13 protein-coding genes and 1 pseudogene are annotated in these 23,251 nt (G+C 36.5%); 8 read left to right on the forward strand and 6 right to left on the reverse strand.

The window, feature by feature from the left end; all coding sequences use genetic code 11:
* Nucleotides 1-6 precede the first annotated feature (6 nt).
* The 4 genes and pseudogenes from A9178_RS11295 to A9178_RS11310 form a co-directional block, all read right to left on the reverse strand.
* Entirely contained in the window at nt 7-1,542 is a 1,536-nt protein-coding gene (locus tag A9178_RS11295) for a glycosyltransferase family 2 protein (RefSeq protein WP_068675312.1), read from the reverse strand.
* A 16-nt stretch (nt 1,543-1,558) separates the two neighbouring features.
* Nucleotides 1,559-2,431 carry a UTP--glucose-1-phosphate uridylyltransferase GalU gene (galU, locus tag A9178_RS11300; protein WP_068675314.1) on the reverse strand — a complete coding sequence of 291 codons (873 nt, stop codon included), beginning with the start codon at nt 2,429-2,431 and terminating at the stop codon, nt 1,559-1,561.
* Between the two features lie 234 nt (nt 2,432-2,665).
* A pseudogene (locus tag A9178_RS11305) lies at nt 2,666-3,817 on the reverse strand (CDP-glycerol glycerophosphotransferase family protein); the annotation flags it as partial.
* A 101-nt stretch (nt 3,818-3,918) separates the two neighbouring features.
* Nucleotides 3,919-7,248 (reverse strand): CDP-glycerol glycerophosphotransferase family protein, encoded by a 3,330-nt coding sequence (locus A9178_RS11310; RefSeq protein WP_068675318.1) that lies wholly within the window; start codon nt 7,246-7,248, stop codon nt 3,919-3,921.
* A 467-nt stretch (nt 7,249-7,715) separates the two neighbouring features.
* On the opposite strand from A9178_RS11310, the gene A9178_RS11315 reads away from it, so the two are divergent.
* Entirely contained in the window at nt 7,716-10,391 is a 2,676-nt protein-coding gene (locus A9178_RS11315) for an SH3 domain-containing protein (protein WP_156520758.1), read from the forward strand.
* Between the two features lie 81 nt (nt 10,392-10,472).
* On the opposite strand, the gene A9178_RS11320 is transcribed toward A9178_RS11315, so the two are convergent.
* The gene (locus tag A9178_RS11320) at nt 10,473-11,642 is read right to left on the reverse strand and encodes an O-antigen ligase family protein (RefSeq protein WP_068675322.1); all 1,170 of its coding nucleotides are present in this window, start codon (nt 11,640-11,642) and stop codon (nt 10,473-10,475) included.
* Nucleotides 11,643-11,885: 243 nt separating this feature from the next.
* Between A9178_RS11320 and tagD the strand changes: the two genes are divergently transcribed.
* Both tagD and A9178_RS11330 read left to right on the forward strand, forming a co-directional pair.
* Nucleotides 11,886-12,281: a glycerol-3-phosphate cytidylyltransferase gene (gene tagD, locus A9178_RS11325; RefSeq protein ID WP_068675324.1), complete on the forward strand. Its 396-nt coding sequence runs from the start codon at nt 11,886-11,888 to the stop codon at nt 12,279-12,281.
* Nucleotides 12,282-12,393: 112 nt separating this feature from the next.
* Nucleotides 12,394-13,464 carry a CDP-glycerol glycerophosphotransferase family protein gene (locus tag A9178_RS11330; RefSeq protein WP_231889833.1) on the forward strand — a complete coding sequence of 357 codons (1,071 nt, stop codon included), beginning with the start codon at nt 12,394-12,396 and terminating at the stop codon, nt 13,462-13,464.
* 20 nt (nt 13,465-13,484) lie between these two features.
* Here the strand turns inward: A9178_RS11330 and A9178_RS11335 are convergent, their stop codons facing one another.
* Nucleotides 13,485-14,012, reverse strand: coding sequence for a hypothetical protein (locus A9178_RS11335; protein WP_068675328.1), 528 nt, complete (start codon nt 14,010-14,012; stop codon nt 13,485-13,487).
* Nucleotides 14,013-14,164: 152 nt separating this feature from the next.
* Between A9178_RS11335 and A9178_RS19175 the strand changes: the two genes are divergently transcribed.
* The 5 genes from A9178_RS19175 to A9178_RS11365 all read left to right on the forward strand — a co-directional run bounded on the left by A9178_RS19175 (nt 14,165) and on the right by A9178_RS11365 (nt 23,156).
* Nucleotides 14,165-15,895: a glycoside hydrolase family 26 protein gene (locus tag A9178_RS19175; RefSeq protein ID WP_068675330.1), complete on the forward strand. Its 1,731-nt coding sequence runs from the start codon at nt 14,165-14,167 to the stop codon at nt 15,893-15,895.
* A gap of 676 nt (nt 15,896-16,571) precedes the next feature.
* Nucleotides 16,572-18,662, forward strand: coding sequence for an S-layer homology domain-containing protein (locus A9178_RS19565; RefSeq protein WP_068675334.1), 2,091 nt, complete (start codon nt 16,572-16,574; stop codon nt 18,660-18,662).
* A gap of 336 nt (nt 18,663-18,998) precedes the next feature.
* On the forward strand, nt 18,999-19,727 hold the full coding sequence (locus tag A9178_RS11355) for a WecB/TagA/CpsF family glycosyltransferase (RefSeq protein ID WP_068675336.1): 729 nt from the start codon (nt 18,999-19,001) through the stop codon (nt 19,725-19,727).
* Nucleotides 19,724-21,277, forward strand: coding sequence for a putative polysaccharide biosynthesis protein (locus A9178_RS11360; protein ID WP_068675338.1), 1,554 nt, complete (start codon nt 19,724-19,726; stop codon nt 21,275-21,277). Before A9178_RS11355 ends, A9178_RS11360 begins: the two co-directional genes overlap by 4 nt.
* A 13-nt stretch (nt 21,278-21,290) precedes the next feature.
* Nucleotides 21,291-23,156: a DUF5693 family protein gene (locus A9178_RS11365; RefSeq protein WP_068675340.1), complete on the forward strand. Its 1,866-nt coding sequence runs from the start codon at nt 21,291-21,293 to the stop codon at nt 23,154-23,156.
* Nucleotides 23,157-23,251 lie beyond the last annotated feature (95 nt).

The following is a 23,251-nucleotide window of genomic DNA, read 5'->3' on the forward strand; positions in this document are numbered from 1 at the left end:
ACATGATTATTTAAGAGAAAAACCAATATTACCAGCCTTTGTAGTATAGAATTGGAAGTTCCTCTTCTTGTAAGTAATACTGTTTTCATTAATTCTTTTTATATTCGCCAAATGATGACCGTTATATCTTATAAACACACTAAACAATGAGTTAGTTAAAGTATTTAAGTCTTCATAGTTCACACGAAATTCACCCTTATTACCCGTTATTTTTACAGGAACAGTTAGCTCATTATCCGTATTATTTCTATCTCTTATTAAAACATGTTCTACTTCACTAATTTGATCGCCGTAAATTTCAAAGGTTTGAACATAAAAGTTGTTTTCAACATAGGAATCATTTGCGCGAACAAATAAGTTGATTGGGATTAATTTATAGATATGATCCTCATCAAATGGGTAAACGTCATAATACGCTTGTCCATCCTTTATGACAACATGCTTATTTTTTTCCTGCTTATACCATTTAAATAAGTTAATAAAGTCCTGTTCTTCACCTTGTAAAGCTAATTTCGCAGCTACTTGATATAGTGGCGTATCAAACGTTTCAATTATATTATATGGACGATCTTTTAAAATATTTAATGCTTCGACAATATAATTTATAAATCCTTTTTTATTATCACTTCGTACAAAAACAAAACTATCACAAGCTTTAATTAAATCATACTCAACCAATCTTTTCATGATTTTACTTTCTATATGAGTAGGCAAATCCATATCATAAATCGTTTTAATGATTTTCATGTCTGCTTCTCTCTTATATAATACATCGGTTGTCTTAGTAAGAGAGGCATTATTTTCATTCATTCGATTCAGATAACATACAGTATCTGTAATAGTAGAAGCAAAATTACAATGATTTAATACCCTAAGAAGAAAATGCTTATCTTCTCCAAATTTCATTTCTGGGAAACGTATGTCGTTTTCTTTCAAGATTTTTGTTTTAATAAGTTTTGATTGTGGACCCATGTAATATAATAAATATGGTATTTCAAAAGGAGACATATGATATCTATTTTTATATGACATAAATTCCGCATGGATAACTTCAGATGAATCATCCACTTTCACCGTTCGCCCTGTAACAAAATCATCCTTATTCTTATCCATGGTTTCCACTAATTTTTTAATTCCATCTTCCGCTAACCAATCATCAGAATCTAAAAACAGAATTTTATCGGTAGTAGCTAATTCAATTCCGACATTTCTAGGCATTGCTGCTGCGCCAGTGTTTTCTCCTAATAATACTACCGTTATATTTGAATATTTTTTCGAGTAATCCACCAATATATCAGCTGTACTGTCACTTGAATGATCATCAATTATAATAAATTCAATCTTATCAAATGATAAGGTTTGATTAATGACAGAACTCACACATTTTTTTATATGCTGTTCAGCATTGTAAGCTGCTGTTACGATTGTTACTTTCCTCTCACTCTTAAAAAACCTCTTTTTAAGAGACTTCGGATGATTAAATACTTTTGTCTCTTTATTGTTCAACATTTCTTTTGCTTTTTCAGATAAATGTTTATCCATTATAATCCCTCATTTTTTAACCTTTTAAGTTCGGTTTAATACTTTCAATGTACTCTAATAATGGTTCTCTTAAATCGTCTCTTGCTAAAGCAAATTCAATAGTTGTCTTTATAAAGCTTAATTTTTCACCAACATCATATCTTTTTCCCTCGAATTCAAACCCATAAACTTCTTGAACTTTATTTAAGTTCTCAATTGCATCCGTTAATTGTATTTCACCGCCAGCACCAATACTTTGCTCACCTAAAAAGTGGAAAATCTCAGGTGTTAAAATATATCGTCCTATAATAGCTAGGTTAGAAGGCGCTGTCCCTTTTGGCGGCTTTTCAATAAATCTCTTTACTTTATATCGTTTTCCTTCTACTGATTCCGGATCAATAATACCATATTTATGAGTTTCTGAATCAGGTACTTGTTGAACACCTATAATAGAGGAATTCGTTTCTTCATGCTCATTTATAAGCTGTTTTAAGCAAGGAATTTCATTTTGAACAATATCGTCACCAAGTAAAACTGCGAATGGTTCGTTTCCAATAAATTTTCTCGCAGACCATACAGCATGTCCTAAACCTTTTGGTTCCTTTTGCCTAATGTAGTGTATTTCTACATTCGCAGATTTTCTTATTTTTTCCAATAAATCGAATTTCTCTTTTTGAACTAAGTTTTGTTCCAACTCATATACATTGTCAAAATGATCTTCTATTGCCCTTTTTCCTTTTCCTGTAACAATAATAATATCTTCTATTCCAGAATTAATTGCCTCTTCTACAATATATTCAATTGTAGGACGATCGACGATGGGAAGCATTTCTTTTGGCATTGCCTTTGTTGCTGGTAAAAAACGTGTCCCAAGTCCAGCTGCGGGAATAATTGCCTTTTTTACTGTCATTTTCAACATCCTTTTTAGTTCGTGTTCAAAAGAAGGATGAAAATGACCGAGCAGTTCAAGGCGGCGTAGCTTTGAGGCAGAAAGGAAGGCGTTTCTGCATAAGTGCAACTAGGGCACGACGAACGCCAAGTTTTCTAAGAACGGAACGTATACAATTAATACGTGAGTATCCGAAAAGCAAGCCAACGAAGAAATGCGAAGTGTCATTTTCACCGGACTTTTTGAACATCCTTTTTACTGAAATACTTGGTCAACCACTCGTTTAGTAGCTTGACCATCCTCTAAAGAACAAAACTTCTTATAGAACTCTTCGATAGTTTCAGTTGGAACAAACCCTGTTTTCTCTATTTTCTTTATTTCACTTATAATTTCTTCTGTGGATCTTAGAAGTGGACCAGGAGCCTTTTCTTCAAAGTCAAAGTAAAAGCCTCTTAATTTATCTCTATACTCCTCTATATCATATACAAAAAAGAGCATTGGTCTTTGTAACAGAGCAAAATCAAAAAACACAGAAGAATAATCGGTAATTAAGTAGTCAGCAATAAGATAAAGTTCACGAATATCCTCATGACTAGAACAATCATAAACAAATCCTTTATAAGCTGTTAAATCGATGTTTTCTGCCACAAGATAATGTAGTCTTAATAATATAACAAAATTATCTCCTAATTCCTTTTTTAATCGATCTAAGTCCATTTGTAAATCAAATTTATATCTACCTTTCGCATAAAATTGGTTATCTCTCCATGTCGGGGCATATAAGATAACTTTTTTATTCTTAGGTAGCTCAAGGGAATCCTTAATTTCAGTTAGCGTATCATCATTACTATTAATCAAGAAGTCATTTCTAGGATAGCCTGTTTCTAGCATGGATTGATTAAACTGAAAAGCCCTTTTAAATATGTCTGAAGAATAACGATTTGGTGATATTAAATAATCCCATTTATTTGCTTCTTTTATGAAGTTTTCTTTATACTTAACCGTATTTGTTCCGGGCATATGAACTTCATCCATATCGGTAGCTAATCTTTTAAGAGGTGTACCGTGCCATGTTTGCAAATATATAGTATGTTTTGGCTTAGGTATCCACAATGGCAAGCGGCTATTTGATACCCAATATTTTGATTGTGCCATGATTAGAATCCACTTAGGTGAAAATCTTCTAACAGCCTTTACATTTTTATTTTCAAACACTTTTTTATGTCTACGATCATAACTCCAATACAGTTCATATTCTGGTTTATATTTCACCATGTATTCATAAATTGCTCGAGGATTATCACTATATTGCTTTCCTAAGAAACTTTCAAATATGACTTGATTCTTTTTTGGTGGAAACTTACCCAACAGGAAAATTAATACCTTAATTGTTCTCTGAACTATTTTAGTGACTTTACTTTTCATGACATCACACCCATTACTTAAAAAATGAGATACCTATCATCATTAATAGGTATCTTATAACCATGAACAATTATATACATTTACTACTTCTTTTTAAATATTTTATCGACAACTCTCTTACTAGCAAAACCATCATCTAAGGAACAGTACTTCTCCTGAAACTGTGAATATTTCTTTTCATATTTAGTTGATATTGTTTCAATATCTTGAACAGTTTCAATAATTTCTTCTGTATTATAAATTAAGGGACCCGGTGCTTCGTTTTCAAAATCCATATAAAAACCTCTTAAATTATCACGATAATTATCCAGATCATAGGTGTAGAATAGAATTGGTTTACCCGTATTCGCAAAGTCAAACATAACAGATGAATAGTCCGTTATTAATACATCTGCTAATAGTTGCAATTCTTGAATATCTGGATATTTGGATGCATTAATGACAAAGCCTTTTAATTCCTCGTCAATCCTTATTTTATTACTTACGACTACATGCATTCTTAGTAAAATAACGTATTCGTCACCTAGTAATTCCTTCATTTTATGAAGATCCATATTGATATCAAATGTAAATTTATTCTTCTTCGATGTTTGATCATCACGGAATGTCGGTGCATATAAGATTACTTTTTTACCTTCTTCGATTTGAAGGGTATTTCTAACCTTGCTAGCAATTTCCTCTTTATTATCTTGATAAAAGATATCATTACGAGGATAACCATACTCTAATACTTCTCCATCATAGTGAAATGCACTTCTAAAGGCTTCTGTTGCATACTCACTAGGTGAAATGAGGTAATCCCAATTCTTCACGGCATTTCCTACACGTTCAACATAATCATCACTTCGACCATGGACTTCTTCAATATCAAAAAGCATTTTCTTCAATGGTGTCCCATGCCACGTTTGCAAGTAAGTCGTTTCTGGACGTTTTTTCATATACGTTGGGAAGTTTTGATTATTTACCCAATACCTTGCTCGTAGTAAATAGTAATAATAACTTGGACTTAATCGTTTCACACGTCTCGTATCAGGATCATTAAAACGATGGTTTCGATTGTAAATCCACACTTTCTTATAATCCAAATCTTGGCGATTAATCTCGTCATAAATATTTTTCGGACTGTCCCCAAACTGCTTCCCAATTCCACTTTCAAACACAATTAATTTCGGATCCACCGGAATAACTTTAGAACCTACTTTAAAGAATAACTTCATCGTTGGGAAATAGTATTTACTCTTTCTATATTTATTAAAGAGTGCTTTCGACAACATATCTAGCTTCGGATTATCAATCACGCGTTTTTTCACTTCATTATTTTTCACAACTTCATAAATACGTTCGGATGCCGAAGTGTCACGATATTTAATGAATTTATTCGCACGTGCTATATATTTCTCTTTCATTGCAAAGTCGTTCTTCGCATAATTTTCAAGCAACCCTAGAATCTCTTCACTCTCATAACAAATTTCACCAGGAAGATCATTATTCAAGTCTAAATGAGACGGTCTCTTTCCGATAAAACGAGAACGGTCAAACTGGTAGTAAATAACCGGTTTGTGAAGGAAACTAAAGTCAAATCCAACACTAGAATAGTCCGTAATCATGAGCATGCTCTCTTTGATAAGATGCTGTACGTCAACTTCCCCTTGATTAATCACTTTTACAGCATCATTTTCAAAGAACTTGGAGAACTTCTGCATGTTCGGATGTAAGCAAAATAGAATCTCAAAGTTTTGTTTCTTGGAAAGTTCATGTAATTCAGGGCTATTAATTAATTGCTCATAGCGCTCATAATATTCACTTTCTAAGAATACTTCATCTGTTACAATCCAATCACGCCACGTTGGAATAATTAAAATCTGCCTCTTTATCTCGATATCTTTCTTAAATAGAGTATCGAATCGAGAAAGCCCTGTTACAAAAACTTCTTTCGGATGATAGCCGAAATCATTAACAATCATTTCTTTCTCAAAGTCAGAACTTACGATGAATAAATCCGTATCAAATCCAGCAGCACTTTTCCCATAGTTCGCTACCATATTCTTCGTACCCATTACCCCATGCTGTAAGAAGACTTTTGTTGCTTTCACTCTCCTTTTAAAAGTGCCTGTACGAATTGGATACAAATAATCAGGATGATGCGATGAAATAACTTTTTTCGCTAGTAACGTATATAAAATATGTTTCTTAGAACGATAATCAATAACATTTCCAAACTTCTCTACATTACGTTTTTCCGGAGAATCTGGATCAATTACATAATAAACCTGCTTTTCAGGATAATTCTCTCGCATATGTCTGAAGAAAGCATATCCCGTATCTTGTGCCTTATAGGTTCTTTCCCCAACGAGCCAAATATCTTTATTCCGATTCTTCAGTCTAAGTAGCCATGACCAGCGCATAACCCGGCGCATATATTGATACGTGTCAATCGGGTATTTATATACTTCAAATGATAAATTGAATTTCTTAAATGTAAAATAAGGGTTGATAACCATGGCTTCGTTTTTATCTTTGGCATAAAGTTCTCTTAAGAACAGTCTCGCTCTAAAGGTAGGTCTACCAATCCGAACCATTTTCGGTTCCCTTTTATCGTGAACATTTAGATTGAAGAATAAATCATAAACATCATCATCTAATACTTTACCTTGATTCATTTCCTTCAAGTTTATATTCGCAACATATGTATAGCGATTCAAACCATACTTTTTCTCTACTTGTTCTTGAAGTTTATGGAATGTAAGTTCACTCGAGGTTAAATGATAATCCGTATCCCGACCAACTAGAACGATTTGCCCATCCTGGATATTCGAATTTCGTGAAAATATTTTCCCTTCCAGTCGTAGTGTTTGATGGTTCTTCTTTACCTTATCAATTTGCAGTCGAATCGGCGTGTCTGGTTCAGCATTCACAATGACGGATAGATTCCCTTTAGTTGATATGTAATTCATAAGCGAACTATCATCTTGGTTGTAGAACTCTAACCCATCGACTTTCGTTTCCTGGAATCTTCCTAGACGAATAAAATATTCCACATAGAGGACATCATTTATCTCTACTAACTTTAGATCATCGGATTCTTTCCTTGAGTGAGTGATGGAATCATAGAGGGTTCGAACTTTGAAATACCAGTCGAATGTCTCCCCATCATTATCCTTAAGCAAATCCATTAATTTTTCTAGTGAAACTTCGAAATTGAACTCATTGGAAGGAGTTATTTCCGCAATTTGATACTTCTTCACTTCTTCATCACGAGAGAATAACCATAGTTCTTTAGCAGTAAAATCTTCTCTACGAAACACTCCAGAAATGTGAAGAGCGTTTGCATTCTGAGTAATATTTAACTTTTGTTTGAGTTTTGGCTTTGGTTTCTTTTTCGTAATTCTATTTTTTACCCATCGTAATATCATACAAAAACCCCTATAATCATTTTTAGTTTAGTTTCTCTTCTCTTATCAAGAATATGCAGTATCGTTAGAAAACTTAAGATTCACCAAGTTTTTTGGCGAATACCTTAGTTGTACTTATTTAGGTGGGAAAGATCTTTATTCTTCCCTTCCTACCAACATAAACAATCGACTTGTTTTGAAACACTTTCCACTCTATAATACTACAAATCTATATTATAGCCTTTCCATTTGTCATATTCAAACTTCGTGAGTTTATTTACAAATAGGAAAAAGTTACTAAATTCTATATATTTCTACTTAACTTTTAGTCCCATTTCTGAGATAATATGGAATGTTAAACTCATAGTTTCGAGGTGTATCATGAAATCTACTTTAAACTCATCATAATATGACAACATCATTGGGGGGTATCAAAGATATTTAAAAAAATTAGTCTCTTTTTGTCAGCTTTTGTATTAGTGTTCCATATGGTAAGTACACCCGTTTTCGCAATGACGACTACTGAACAAGACAATCCACCAGAAAAATCTATCATTCTATCAAATGATGAAAATGAAGAAATTCCATTATTTGAAGAAGCTTCTGATACAAGTGACGTACTCATTTTATTACCAAATAATGAAGAAGTCATTGTTTTAGAAACATTGGAAGAATACTCTCAAGTCGAATTTACAGATGAAGAAACAGAAGAAGTATTTCTAGGATTCGTATCGAATGACTTCCTCGAGTTAGACGATAATGAATTATCCTCTGAAACTTCATCAGAAAACGAAGAAATTACGGAAGAACCTACAAATGAAACTGACGAATTAGGTCAAGAAGATGATAGTATCCATGAAAATGAAGACACAGTAGATACTGAAGAAGAACAATCTGATGCGGAATCAGAAGAACAAGTAGAAGAGGATCAACTAGTAACAGAAGAAAGCCAAGAATTGCCTGAAGAGGAACTTCAAGAATCACTTGATGAATCGAATGATCCACAAGAAGATGAGACGAAAGAAGTAGATAAACAAGAAATAGAAAATGATGAGTCTGTTTCTGAAGAAGAAGAAGAAATCGCCGAAAAAAAAGAAACTCTCAGCCAGAAGAGATCTATCGCAACTATGAGTAAAAAAGTAACTACATACAATGGCGTTGCTTTAAAAAACAAAACAAATGTGTACCAAAAAACATCAAGAGATTCGAAAGTATTGAAATCCTATGATCAAGGATCCATTCTTAAATATGAATCCCACTCCTCTAACTGGTATACAGCAACCGTTAAAGTGAACGGTAAGTGGCAAAATGGATTTATCCATAGAAGTGATGTTGAGAATATTAAGGATCAACAAACGACCTATCATGGTACTGCATTAAAAAGTCCTACTAAAGTTTACCAAAAAGCTTCCACTGGATCGAAAACATTAAAATCATATTCACAAGGTTCTGTCCTTAAATATCAATCCTTTTCATCCAACTGGTATGAAGCTACGGTTTACGTAAATGGGAAGCGTAAAACTGGTTACATTCACAAGAGTCATGTTGAAAATGCAGTAGGTAAACAAACAACTTACCATGGAATTGGATTAAAGATTCCTACTCATGTTTACCAAGATGCTTCAACTAGCTCAAAGGTTCTGAAATCTTATGAGCAAGGAACGATTCTAAAATTTGAATCTTTCACATCCAATTGGTATGAAGCAACAGTTTATATTAAAGGAAAACCAACAAAAGGCTATATTCACAAATCTCATGTTGAAAAAGTCGGAGGATCTCAAGATAATCTTGAGGGAATCGCTGAAACAACTACGAAGATTTACTCCAAAGCTTCAACAAACGCAAGCACTTTGAAATCATACTCTAAAGGTTCCGTATTGAAGTATAGAACTTTCTCATCTGCTTTTTACGAAGCTACGGTTTATGTAAATGGCAAAAAGAAAACTGGTTATATTGATAAACGTCAGGTAGAGAATGCGGTGAAGAATCCTAAGACATTAAAAGGTAGCGCATTAAAACATCCAACTAACGTGTATAGAGATGCTTCGAAGTCATCAGGTGTTCTAAAAGATTATACTTTCGGTTCGACTTTGAAATTTGAAACATTTACAAACGAATGGTATGAAGCGAAAGTATATATTAACGGAAAACCGACATACGGATATATCCATATCAACGATGTTACCGTTGGGGACTTCGAGATGACTACGGATTATGACTATTCCTTTAAAGAAATGGTAGATAAGCAAATGGATGCTGATCCACAGTCTAATGGTCAAGGAACGATTGATGCAAGTCGTGGAGAAGTGGAATTTTACTCTAATCCGAATAACTTCCCAGTAGGAACAAATGAATTCTTCCAATTCTTAGTTCTATCTGGCCCAGCTGGATTAGATGCAGCAGAAGTAAACAAAAAAATCCTTAACCATACTGCAGGTAGTTTACAAGGAACAGCACAATACTTTATCAACGCTGGTAAGCAATTCAACATAAATGAAGCATATTTAATTGCTCATGCATTACATGAAACTGGCAATGGTAAGTCTAAATTAGCCCTTGGTATTCCTGTAGATGGGAATGGGAAAGTAACGAAGGATTCAAATGGAAATGTAGCGAAGACTTCTAAGACGAAACATACGGTTTACAACATGTATGGCTACGGTGCTTACGATGGTTGTGCGTTAGAATGTGGTGCGAAATATGCTTTTGATAAAGGATGGTTCTCTCCAGAAGAATCTATTATTGGCGGAGCAAGCTCCATTCATAGCTACATCAAACGTGGTCAAGATACATTGTACAAAATGCGCTGGAATCCAGTAAGCCCTGGATATCCACAATACGCAACCCATGTACAGTGGGCAACAGCACAAACAGACCGCTTATATGATGTGTATCAATTACTAGATAGCTATACCGCATTATTCGATGTACCAGAATTTGAGAATCATCGTGACTATAAAGATGGTGTTTACGGTACAGTGGCTACTAACTCATCTAGCTTGAACTTCAGAAGTGGCCCAAGCACTAGTTATGGTAAAGTAGGAAGCTTACCAAAAGGTGCTAAAGTACAAATTGTAGGATCCGAAACAAATGGATGGTACAACGTGAAATACAATGGTACTTCTGGATGGGTAAGCGCGTCTTATATTAATTTAATATATTAATAGAAAACACATGGATAACATTTATCCATGTGTTTTTTAGGTTTTATAAGGAATGTTTAATGGATCCTATTTAACTCCCAACTAGCTTTTTTCATTTACATTCTCGTTAAAACTAATGCCGATAGTGATGATAAGCCATTGGAGAATAGCGATTGAATAATTATTTTGGAATAACGTTAATTCTAAGTTTTCATAGGCTAAAATCGCTATAAAGAAAGCAGCTGATAGTTTGGCAACGTCATTATCCCTATTTTTCAATAAAAGTTTCCATACGGTGTATAGTAAAAAAAGAAAAATAACCAAGCCGATGAAGCCTACTTCAATTACGATTTGTAAATATTGATTATGAGCTGTTAAAGGGATAGAAATAATATCGCTCGCCCGTATGCCCATTCCATGACCCCAAATAGGTTTTTCCGAAATCTTTATAAATAACTGTTCCCAAATCTCACTTCTACCAGAAAAAAGATTTTTATTCGTATATTCGAGTGATAACTCATTCAGTGAATTCCCCAACTCCGTACCCTTTAATTTTGTATACGTAAAGAGAAACGCAAAATTAATGAGAAGGATAGCGTAAAATAAATAGGAATAAACCTTTTTCGTATGACGTAAGATGAACCATACAATTATCACAATCAATATTGCTAACAGAACGGAACGAGAGTTTGTCATATAAATTAAAAACAAGTTAGCTAGTATAACGATGGAGAAATAGATTTTTTCCATAATGGTATGACTATATTTCCAGGAAACGATTTGAAAATACAACATACAAAATAATAGAACCCCTAAATAATTCGGGTTGTTATAAATACTCACAAATCGGTTCGGAAAATCTAATACATACCCGTGAATCCAAATAAAAAGAAAGAAAACACTTGTTACATATCCGAACAACTTTACACTCTGTATATCCCACTTAATTCGAATCGATCCCAAAATAAACAAGAATAGAAAGATAACTTGTATGAAATAAGTTGTGTTCACATTTTTTGTAAAAACAAAACTAATCGTGTTGATAAATATAAGCAGACTTATTGCGATATAAATCATTTTTAAATTATTGAGCCCTGCTTTATGATAAATAAAGCTTCTTATTAGAAATAGAAACATAATAAATAACGTTAAATAAATACTTAATAGCCCAATGTCTTTCAATACGTCGAATTGGCTTCGCTGAAACGTATTAAAGAACACGAGTACAAATAATTGAACAAGAAATAAAGATTCCCCTTTATAGTTTTTCATGGTGTAACCCCTTCAAATAATGAAATTCAATTTATTGTAACAAATATAAATGCTATTAGAAAGCTATTCTATACATGTTGATAGATAGCGTTTACGATTACTAAAATGTAACAGTTTCTATCTCGTTGAAATCCATGTATAATACATATAGTTAAATTGTTAAAACATTGTAAAACTAAAATGAAATCTATGTAAATATATATGTTATAATACTGACAAGATAATTTTACGGAGGTCTAATAAATGAAAAAGGTAATCACATACGGTACATTTGATCTACTTCATACAGGTCATATCAATATTCTACGCCGTGCAAAAGAGTTTGGAGATTATTTAATAGTTGCTATTTCGTCTGATGAATTTAATGCGTTAAAAGGTAAAAAAGCTTACTATACATTTGAACAACGTAAAGCCATTTTAGAAGCAATCCGTTACGTCGATGAAGTGATTCCTGAGCATAATTGGGAACAGAAGATAGACGACGTGAAAAATAATGATGTAGATGTATTTGTTATGGGAGATGACTGGGAAGGTAAATTCGATTTTCTAAAGGACCACTGTGAAGTAGTTTACCTACCACGTACGGTTGGCATCTCTACTACACAAATCAAGGCAGATTTGAAACAAGCCAATGCTTAGAGAACTGGCAGTACATCTCTATCTTTTCGTTTTCCGTGTTATTTTTAATCTATGTAAACTATTCCCCCAAGAGAAGAAAGTCGTTGGTATAGCTTCTTTCGGGGACAATATCATGTACACAGCTCGGGCATTAAAACAACTAGACAACCAAAAAATAATCGTATTAAAAGATGAAAAATGTAAATATGAATTTGATTCAACTATCAATCAAACGTTTGATTTTAAAGTGAAAAAGCCTTTTGATTTTATTCAATCTATTTATCACCTAGCGACCGCTTCTACTGTATTAATAGATAATTATCAAGGCTTTTTAGCTGTGACTAAATTTAGACCTGGCGTTCGTTGCATTCAACTTTGGCATGCCGCAGGATCCCTGAAGCAATTCGGACTAGAAGATCCAACAAATGAAGCCCGTACATCCAAAGCGATTGAACGGTTTAAACAAGTTTATTCTCGTTTCCACTACACAATCGTAGGTTCAGAGAATATGGTAGAAACGTTTCAAAATAGTTTCGGCTTAAGTGACGAGCGATTTATTCGGACAGGCATTCCTCGCTCTGATATTTTATTTAATGAACAAGTAAAACATGATGTTTATGCGGAGCTTATAGAAAAATATCCCATGATCCAAGGGAAAAAGATTATTCTCTATGCACCGACATTTCGTCATGAACAACTAGAAAACTATCATTTAGAACTAGATTTAAAACAGCTCTACCGTGATTTATCCGATGACTATGTTCTATTTGTCAAATTACATCCAGCTGTTTCCAATCTAGTAAACTATGAACAATACGAAGGCTTCGTCTATGATGTTTCTTATTTCACCGAAACGAATGCCCTATTATTAGTAACAGACATTTTAATATCCGATTACTCTTCCATCCCATTCGAATATGCGTTACTCGAAAAACCAATGATTTTCTTCGCATATGACATGGAACAATACAAAATTACGAACGGCCTCATCCATGATTATGAAAACCAAATGCCCGGCCCAGTCGTCTTCACGACATTCGAAATCATCCGCACAATTAAAGAGGATGACTTTGACCTTGGCAGGGTTCGTGCGTTTTCAGATGAATGGAATGAGTATTCTACCGGAAATGCTAGTATGAATGTAGCTAGGTTTATTGCTGGTGTGGAAGAAGAGGAAAAAGAGAGAGAAGAAGTTTTGGTTTGATTTGATTTGGTGATATGTGATTAGAGCAGCCCGATATACTTTGCTTGTGGCGAGTGGAGTGTGGTCGGGTTGTTTTTTTGTGTAGGTGAGCGGATTTTTGGGTGTGGGTGTGCTGATTTATTGCTCGTGAGTGCTGATATATACATCTTGATTGCTGATTTTCCGACCGCGTGTGCTGATATATTCATCTTGATTGCTGATATCCTGTCCGCGTGTGCTGATATATTCATCTTGATAGCTGATATTCCGCCCATGAGTGCTGATATATACACCTTGGTTGCTGATATCTTGTCCGCGCGTGCTGATATATTCATCTTGATTGCTGATATCCTGTCCGCGTGTACTGATATATTCATCTTAGTTGCTGATATCCTGTCCGCGTGTACTGATATATACATCTTGATTGCTGATATCCTGTCCGCGTGTGCTGATATATTCATCTTAGTTGCTGATATCCTGTCCACGAATACTGATATAACCACCTCCTCTACTGATATTCCGCCCACGAATACTGATATAACCAACTCCTCTGCTGATATCTTGCTCACGAATACTGATATAACCAGCTTGTTTGCTGATATCCCCCATTAACCCCATGTAAAGACTATTAACTTTCCATAAATTTCTCCCCCACATCCAGACGCCAAGTATAAAAGCCATTAAAATAGATTAGGATGTTAAATATGGAAAGGAGAAAAGAATGAAGAAGAAATATATCATTTCCATTGTGGCGATTATTGGTGTGTTGGCGTTGGTCGCGTTTGGTATCACGAAAATGGATACATCGTTTTCCGCTTCTACGGACGACGATGAGACGGAACCTAGAAATTATTCCAGTGACATTGTATTCGATGGGGATCATTATAAGATGGATCATGCCCCTTTCGAACAAGATGGTCACGTTTATATCGCACTTTCGGACTTAAAAACGATACTTACATCTAACGTCGAACAAACTGAGAATAAATTAACCATCACCTATGAAGATAATCAATTGAAATATGAAAATGGAACCATTCAAAATGGTAATGCAAAAGAAGATGACATACAGAAGTATCACACAAAAGATGACAACATCTATTTACCTGACCAGCACATTGAAAAGTTCCTAGGTGTGAAGGTTGATTACTTTTACACGGAAAAGACTGGTACGATCGCTCTTTCTAGTCCGGCTGAACAATTAAAACAAACGTTTGATCAGCAAATTGGGACGACGATTTTTTTACATAAAGAGGATGTTACGCCTGCTAAGTACGAGCCAAGGGACGGTATTTATTTAGGTGGCTATGTTATCCAGGATGAGTACATTAATACGAGCATGAATGTGTTTAATGAGCTGGCTGGGAAGGATCATGCTTCTTATTTCCGTTATGTTGGCTATGGCAAGCCTTTTCCGAAAGAGTGGGTGGAGGAAGTGAAGTCGGTTGGTGGATTTCCTCAAATTGCATGGGAGCCGAATGATGGTCTAGATAAAGTGAAAGATGATGAATATCTCCGTCAATTTGCAAAAGATGCGCGTGATGCTGGTGTGCCGATTTTACTTCGTTATGCGAGTGAGATGAATGGGAATTGGACTGCTTATTCTGGGGACCCTAAACTCCATATCGAAAAATGGAAGCTCGTACATGATGTCATGGAAGCAGAAGCACCGAACGTCATGATGCTTTGGAATGTATTTACGATGCCAGAACATACGATTGCGGAATATTATCCTGGTGATGAGTATGTGGATTATGTTGGGGTCAATATTTACAATGTCGTCTATCATAACGATCGTTTGGAGGATTTATCCGATTTCGAGGATCCATTACGATTGCTGGACTATGTTTATAATAAATTTAGTGATACGAAGCCGATAGTCATTGGCGAGTTCGGCGCGACGAATTATACGGTGACCGATGGCTTGTATCATGTTGATTTTGCTGTAGAGAAGATCCAGCGCATGTATAAATATTTGCCAGCGCTCTACCCGCGAGTGAAAATGATTTATTATTTTGATGTGAACAATCTGGTGAATGCACCTGAAGGACGTAAAATTAATAACTATGCCATCACCGAAAATGAAAGAATTACGAATGCGTATCATACAAATGTGAAGAAAGACGTGTTTCTATCTACCGTTCAGAAAAACGCGTCAGCTGAAGAAACCTTTTCCTATCGTGACTTTCTTTTTTTCTATAACGAAGAGCTTTTTGTAGATAGACAATTCGTCGAAGAATATTTAAAAATGGAAGTTCAAGAGGATAGCGAAAACACGTATAATGTAACGTTTAATAAACAAACAGCTTCCATTCCAAAAGCAGAACTAACTATCGATAAAGCAGCCTTTTTCGAAAAACGAGATATTCATGGAATCGCACTTGAAAAACTATTAGACGCCTTTTCAATCAAATATGAATACGAAAATGGAAATATCCATATTTACCAATAACATAAAACTTCACATGATCACTGATATTTTTGCGCAAAAGCTGATATCTTGACCATGATCACTGATATATCTGGCGCGAGGACTGATATCTTAACCATCATCATTGATATATCTGGTGTGAAAGCTGATATCTTGACCACGATCGCTGATTTATTTGGCGCGAGGGCTGATATCTTGACCATGATCACTGATTTATTTGGTGCGAGGGCTGATTTCTTGACCATCATCACTGATATATCTGGTGCGAGGGCTGATATCTTGACCATGATCACCGATATATCTGGTGCAAGGGCTGATATCTTAAGCATAATCACTGATATATTTGCGCGAAGACTGATATCTTAGTAGAGTTCATGCAGTTAGTCCATACGAGAAAATCCCCTTTCAATAAAAGAAGGGGATTTTTTTAGTTGCTTTACCATATTTTATCCATTGTGATAGATGCTCTACCCCATTACAATTTCTATGTGTGAAAAAATCTACAACCACGAACGACCGCCCCTCTCACCTAACGAAATATTAACTGCACTTTAACTAAATGTAAACATTATTAATTATCTGTAATTTTATTGTGATCTTCAGCAATTCGTTACAAGATTATATTACTATTAATCTTGTAGCTAAAAAATAGAATCGACATTACTTTTTATTTACACCTAGGAGGAAAACATTACAAATGAAAAAAGTAACCGTTGTTACAGCTGCAAGTGTTTTAACATTCACATTATCGTCACCTTTCATGGTACAGGCTGCTCCGAACGACATAAAGGGACATTATTTTGAAAAAGATATGCAAACACTCATTAATAAGGGTTTGTTAACTGGATACGAGGATGGAACGTATCGTCCGAATCGGGAAGTAACTCGTGCGGAATTTACGATTTTTCTCGTACGCGCGTTGAATATACCGAAAACGAAAAGGTCCATTTCTTTTAAAGATGTGAAAAAAGGTTCTTGGTATTATGCCGATATTGCGACTGCTAGCCAAAATAAATTGATTGGCGGATATCCGGATGGTTCTTTCAAGCCAAATCAACATATTTCGAGACAAGAAATGGCAGCTATTACACAACGTGCTTTAAGTCAACAAGGGATCGAGGGCAAGAAAGGAAAACTCAACTTTAAAGATCTTTCCTCTATCGACCCAATCTATCATTCTGCTATTGCGTCTTTGCTAAATTTAAAGATTATGGTAGGAAAAACAGATAAAAATGGAAACAGCTACTTTCAGCCAAATGCGAAAACGACCCGTGGGGAGACATCGGCCATTGTGAATCGTGTGCTTACCGCGATTCAGAACAAGCCTAAGCCAAAACCTAATCCGAGTCCCAACCCACCAACGCCGGCACCTGCACCAGCAAAACCACCAGTAACAGGTGTGAAAGAGACGGTAAACTATTCGCATTACAATTATAGTTTTTCTAGCATGATTGATAAGCAAATGGCTATTTCCCCTATTACGGATCGGCCGAAAGTAGATGGTGATGGGACCTATCTTGCTAGTCGAAGTTTAGTAGAATACTATGCGAATCCGAATAACTTTTCCAAGGGAACAAATAGTTATTTTCAATTTGTAGCTTTATCAAAACCAGCTGGGTTACATGCCAGTGAATTAAATGAAAAAGTATTAAAAGGCAAAGGTATTTTTGAAGGACAAGGACAAGCATTTATCGATGCTGCTCAGAAGTTTCATATTAATGAAGTCTATTTAATCGCTCATGCCTTGCATGAAACTGGAAACGGTACATCCGCATTATCTACTGGTTACTTAGTATCCGAGGTAGATGGTAAAAAGGTACAAGCAAGAAAAACGTATAACATGTACGGTGTTGGCGCGTATGACAAAGCACCGAATAAGGCCGGTTCCGAGTATGCCTATAAGCAAGGGTGGTTTACTCCTAGAGATGCCATTATCGGTGGTGCGGAATTCATCGCGGAGCGTTTTATTAATAAAGGACAAGACACGTTATATAAAATGAGATGGAATCCCGCGAGCCCTGCCACTCGCCAATATGCGACCCATGTCATGTGGGCTGATTTGCAGACGACTCGAATGGCAAACATCTATCATTTACTAGATTCGTATACCCTGCATTTTGATGTACCGACGTTTAATAACCTACCAAAAGCTTCTGCAAAGCCAACCGGAGAAGCACAATATGACGTCATTCGTACATTGGAGGGTAAGCTTGCTGTCACAACAGCGAATGTAAACTTCCGTACAGGCCCAACTACTAATTTTCCTGCCATCACAACTTTATATCAAGGAACTGAAGTGAAAATTATCGGCGAAAATGGCGGTTGGTACAAAGTAAATGCGAATGGCGTGACTGGCTGGGTTTCCGGTGATTACGTCGTTCTAAAAAAAGATATGAAGGTAATGGCCCGAAGCCTGATGCTACTTACGGAAGAAGAGGAATTACAACCTTTACCAGAAGTGCCAGAGGAACCTGAGGTAACAGAAGAATCTGTAGCGACGGAGCAACTTTTAGTGAAAGATGAATTAGAAAAATCTTCCGAAAAAGAAAACCATACAGAAGAGCAAGACCCAGCCGAATCCGATATAATAATGGAGAGATTAATTGGCGAGGTAACTGGAGATACTGTGTATTTAAGAACAGAAGCATCCAACGCCGACGATACCATTATAACTACGGTAGACAACGGAACCGAAGTTGAAATTATCGACGAAACGGACGAATGGTATTTGGTGAGAGTAGCCGAAGATGAAGGTTGGATTCTTAAAGAAGATATTATCATACAGTAATAAATTTTATAGAAGCTGGGGCATATTTAAAGTGATTAACTGTAATATCTAACAGCGCACTACCTTAGCGGAGGAAATATACGCAGACTCCTGTGGGAGAAGAGGCCTAGGTGAGACTACGTAGGGCAATAGCCCGGAGTAGGCTCAACAGCCGCCCACGGCAAGGTAGACACTGCGAGGTCTTTTCGAGCAGATGTCGCCCCTGTACTGGAAGTGAAAGCGAAGTATATTTCCGCAGCGGTGTATTCGCACCAGTCATAATTTCTAGGTAGTGACGCTCTGTCCCAGCCTCCCTCTCCATACATATCCTTAAGTTTCTAAAGGGGAGCGTTACAGATGAAACAAATAAATATTATGGGAGTTCCATTTATACATATTAACCAAAGGGATTTTGTTTCCCTTTTAGACAAACGAATCACTCAGCACGAAAAAACATTTGTCATTACAGCAAACCCTGAAATTGTCATGAAAGCAAATGAAGAAGCCGATTTTATGAATTATATTCAACAAGCAACCTACGTTACAGCTGACGGAATCGGCATAATCAAAGCTGCGAAAATGTTAGGGAATCCCCTACCAGAACGGGTCACCGGCTATGACACGATGATGCAATTACTAGATGTTGCCAATGAAAAAAGCTATAAAATTTTCCTATTAGGCGCGCACCCAGACACATTACATAAAACGAAAGAAAAGATTGAAAAAAAGTATCCGAATATCCAAATTGTTGGATCCAATGATGGCTATTTTGATTGGGACCATAATGACATCGCGGAACGAATTGCTGCTGCAAAACCAGACATTACGTTTGTTGCATTAGGTGTCCCTCGTCAGGAAAAGTGGATATCAGAGAATTTCGCGCAATTTGACCAAGGCGTATTTATCGGGATTGGCGGATCCTTCGATGTTATCGCAGGAACGGTGAAACGTGCACCAATGCTCTGGCAAAAACTGAATATCGAATGGCTGTATCGTTTAATTAAACAACCAAGCCGCTGGAGACGTATGCTCGCACTGCCACGATTTGCTTTTCGAGTTTGGAAAAATAAAGGGAAATCACTATGAGCCGCTCCACCCTCATCAAAGGGACGATTATTTTAACCGTTGCTTCCCTCCTTTCCAAAATATTAGGAAGCATCTTTCGCATCCCATTGCAAAATATTGCTGGAGATGAAGTGCTTGGTATTTTCAGCTTAGTTTATCCGGTTTATATGGTGGCACTGATTTTATCCGTTGCGGGAATTCCGACCGCTATTTCAAAACTTATTGCGGAAGAAAGAGCGCTCGATACAAATGCGAATATCCGGCCAATTTACGTGACGGCGAGCATTTTAGCCCTTTCTTTTGGGATTGTCAGCTTTACCTTTATCTACCTTTTCTCCTCCCCAATCGCTTATGCATTGGGAGGACCTACATCACGACTATCACTCATCATTGTAGCTACAACTTTACTTATCGCACCATATATGGCCGTTTTCCGCGGATTTTTCCAAGGGTTTGGAGATATGGGGCCTACCGCCATTTCTCAAGTAATTGAACAATTTATTCGTGTCGGACTCATTCTTATTCTTGCTTATATTCTCGTGTCGCGCGGATTTTCCAGTGAAAAAATAGCTGGGTATATTATGATTGGTTCAGTCGCTGGGGCTTTCGCATCTTTCCTTTTTTTAAGAGTAAAATTTGCGCGGTCCCCTTTGAAGCCTGCAGCAGATACGTCTTATTCGTTTGCGACCTTTTCACGTGTTGGGAAGAAAATTTTAAAAGTATCGATTCCGATTGCGATTGGTTCCATCACAATGGCGTTAGTAAATTTTATCGATTCCCTAACGATTCCGTTCAGCTTACGGTCGATTGGGGTGGGTGCGGCAAATGACATTCATTATTTATACGGGATATATGGCCGCGGATTAGCACTTGTGCAAATTGCTACTGTGTTTGCGACCTCAATCGTGCTCCCGTTAATTCCGTTGCTTACGGAAAAATTAGTGAATCATGATCGAAACGGCATGCGTGCAACCATCGAAAAAGCTTTTTACATGGCGAATCTCATTGCTTGGCCGGCTGCTTTTGGACTGTTGGCTTTAACTCTACCGATGAATTTAGGGTTGTTCTCTGATTTAGAAGGAAGCACGATGCTCGCCATTATCGGCTTTAGCTCTGTTTTTACTTCTTTAACCGTTTTGGGCACGGGAATTTTACAAGGAATGAACTTGGCCAATCAAGCAGCCATCATTATTTTAATTGGAATTGGCATCAAAACGTTTTCCAACATCTTCTTAGTTCATCTGTTCGGATTAGATGGTGCCGCGATTTCAACGTTAGTGGTCTACCTTCTTTTATTTATCGTGAACATGATATTCATTTACCGAAACATAGCTTTTTCATTTTGGAACGGTTGGAAAGTCTTAAAAATGGTTATCGCATCGCTCGTAATGGGAATCATGATAGGGGCACCTACCTTATTTTTCGAAGTAGCGGAATGGTCGAGGCTGCAAGCTGTTTTATATGTGGGCGGAGCAATCCTCGTTGGGGCAGTTATTTACTTTGGAATGTTAGTGATTGGGAAAGTGATTGATAAAGGGATTTTTAAAAAACTACCTCTAATTAAAAAATAGAGAGGAAGATAACATGATTAAGCAAAAGTGGGGTTGGGCAGTACTCCTTGTCCTGCTTCTAATCGCTTCGGTTGGTTTGTATCAACGTTGGGATGTGGAAACAACGAACAAGCCTTATGAAATGGTCGTTCCCTATGAGGAATTGAAAACATTAACGAATGATTCCACCTTTACAGTGGATGAAGTTTTATCCCGGTTAAAAAAAGCGGGATTAACATCGGTAAGTTTAAATCCGATGACATTGGTCGACCTAGACAATCAAGGTACCCTTTCCATTTATACTGATAAAATGCTAACAGAAATGTTTCGTTTTTCAGATGAAGATGTGCAAGTTCCGAAAGTACCTGGCTATTACATCACCATTCCTGAAGTGGAATACTATGAGCAAGTCATATTAGATGGGGTCGATCCGGAAAAACGGACGATTGCTGGAGAAGTTTTTTACTTTTTACCAAAGGATTCGGATAAAGGGTTAAACACGTTCCTTGGCTATGATGAAACCGTCCTAAATGAGATTACCGATCATGGATTAACCTATGTTCTGCGTATGGATAATGCAGAGGATTTTGATCAGGAAGCGATGGATCTTGTTCTTCAAGCTCATAACGGAAATACGAATATTCTTTTTCATGGCGAGGAAGTCATTGGCTTTCCCGAACTGGGGCAAATGAATGAGTGGACCCGGCAGCTTCATGAGGCTGGTTCCAGTTTTCACATGATCGAATTTGCCAAACAACATGGTTTTCAAACATTAGCACGAAACACAGACTATGACATCATCCGATTACATAGTATCGATTTAAACCAAAAAACATTGGACGAAAGTGCGAATCAAGTTGTCCGCGCTGTGAAGGAACGGAATATCCGCTCGATCTTTTTCCACTTAACGTATGGGGACCCGGAAGAAAGTTTGGAATATGCGGAGGAATTTTTGACTGAGGTTCAGGGGTTAATGCCTGGTGGGTTTCAATTAGGTAACGCCCAACCTTATGAGAAGATTTCTGTTTTACAATGGCATACGCTCGTTGTACTCCTAGCTGGCATATTATTTACATATTTGGCCGCAGCGAGAATTTGGAAATGGTGGAGTTTGTCGGCTGTAGCAGGACTTGGAATGGCCTTGTTAGCCCTTCTGTACATTGTGTTGGATCGATTAGTTATACTGCAAGGGTTTGCCTTACTAATTGCTATCATCACACCGATTTATGCTGTCTTAGCTTCTGTCGATGTGGGCGACAATCGACTACGAGATGTAACGATTCAATATGTGAAGGCGATTGCGATTAGCCTTGCCGGAATTATGATTGTTGTAGGACTGTTGAACGGAAATGCTTTTATTACCGGGATGGAAATATTTAGAGGCGTGAAATTAGTTTACGTCCTCCCTATCGCATTCGTCGGCATTTATTTATTTTGGCAAATGGCATATCGGATTTTACGTGAAAATGGCGTGCGACTGTTGAATGCAGAAGTGAAATATTGGCATTTACTAGTGTTCCTTGTCATTGCGGCTATTGGGCTGTACTATGTTAGCCGAACTGGAAATGCGGGTACAGCGAGTGATATCGAGTTATTAATTCGTAACAAACTTGAAGAATGGCTCTATGTCCGCCCACGAACGAAAGAATTTTTAATCGGGTTTCCATCGTTTGTCGTTGCGTTATACGTACGACCGAAAAATAAATTAATCGGAAACCTATTACTCATCCCAGGAACGATTGGTTTTTTATCCATCGTAAACACGTTTACCCATTTTCACATTCCTTTATATATCTCATTGCTACGAACTTTTTATAGTATCGTCATTGGATATTTCATTGGATTGTTGTTGATTTTTATTGTTAGAAAACTTGTTATTCGCTTTAGATTAAGCGAATGACTTAGTTGCACTTATGCAGACGGGAAGTTTTTATACTTTCCTATCTGCTTAGAAAATGCTATTCCATTTAATCTTAACTGGCAAAAGTGAGGTGA

Source organism: Oceanobacillus sp. Castelsardo (genome assembly GCF_001659985.1).
GTDB lineage: Bacteria > Bacillota > Bacilli > Bacillales > Amphibacillaceae > Oceanobacillus.

Excerpts from the sequence above, each read along its gene's own strand:
- A9178_RS11320 (WP_068675322.1), bottom strand. The coding sequence starts at position 11,642 with ATGAAAAACTATAAAGGGGAATCTTTATTTCTTGTTCAATTATTTGTA.
- A9178_RS11310 (WP_068675318.1), bottom strand. The coding sequence starts at position 7,248 with ATGATATTACGATGGGTAAAAAATAGAATTACGAAAAAGAAACCAAAG.
- A9178_RS11330 (WP_231889833.1), top strand. The coding sequence starts at position 12,394 with ATGTACACAGCTCGGGCATTAAAACAACTAGACAACCAAAAAATAATC.
- A9178_RS11295 (WP_068675312.1), bottom strand. The coding sequence starts at position 1,542 with ATGGATAAACATTTATCTGAAAAAGCAAAAGAAATGTTGAACAATAAA.
- A9178_RS11365 (WP_068675340.1), top strand. The coding sequence starts at position 21,291 with ATGATTAAGCAAAAGTGGGGTTGGGCAGTACTCCTTGTCCTGCTTCTA.
- A9178_RS19175 (WP_068675330.1), top strand. The coding sequence starts at position 14,165 with ATGAAGAAGAAATATATCATTTCCATTGTGGCGATTATTGGTGTGTTG.
- A9178_RS11355 (WP_068675336.1), top strand. The coding sequence starts at position 18,999 with ATGAAACAAATAAATATTATGGGAGTTCCATTTATACATATTAACCAA.
- A9178_RS11315 (WP_156520758.1), top strand. The coding sequence starts at position 7,716 with ATGGTAAGTACACCCGTTTTCGCAATGACGACTACTGAACAAGACAAT.
- A9178_RS11360 (WP_068675338.1), top strand. The coding sequence starts at position 19,724 with ATGAGCCGCTCCACCCTCATCAAAGGGACGATTATTTTAACCGTTGCT.
- galU (WP_068675314.1), bottom strand. The coding sequence starts at position 2,431 with ATGACAGTAAAAAAGGCAATTATTCCCGCAGCTGGACTTGGGACACGT.
- A9178_RS19565 (WP_068675334.1), top strand. The coding sequence starts at position 16,572 with ATGAAAAAAGTAACCGTTGTTACAGCTGCAAGTGTTTTAACATTCACA.
- tagD (WP_068675324.1), top strand. The coding sequence starts at position 11,886 with ATGAAAAAGGTAATCACATACGGTACATTTGATCTACTTCATACAGGT.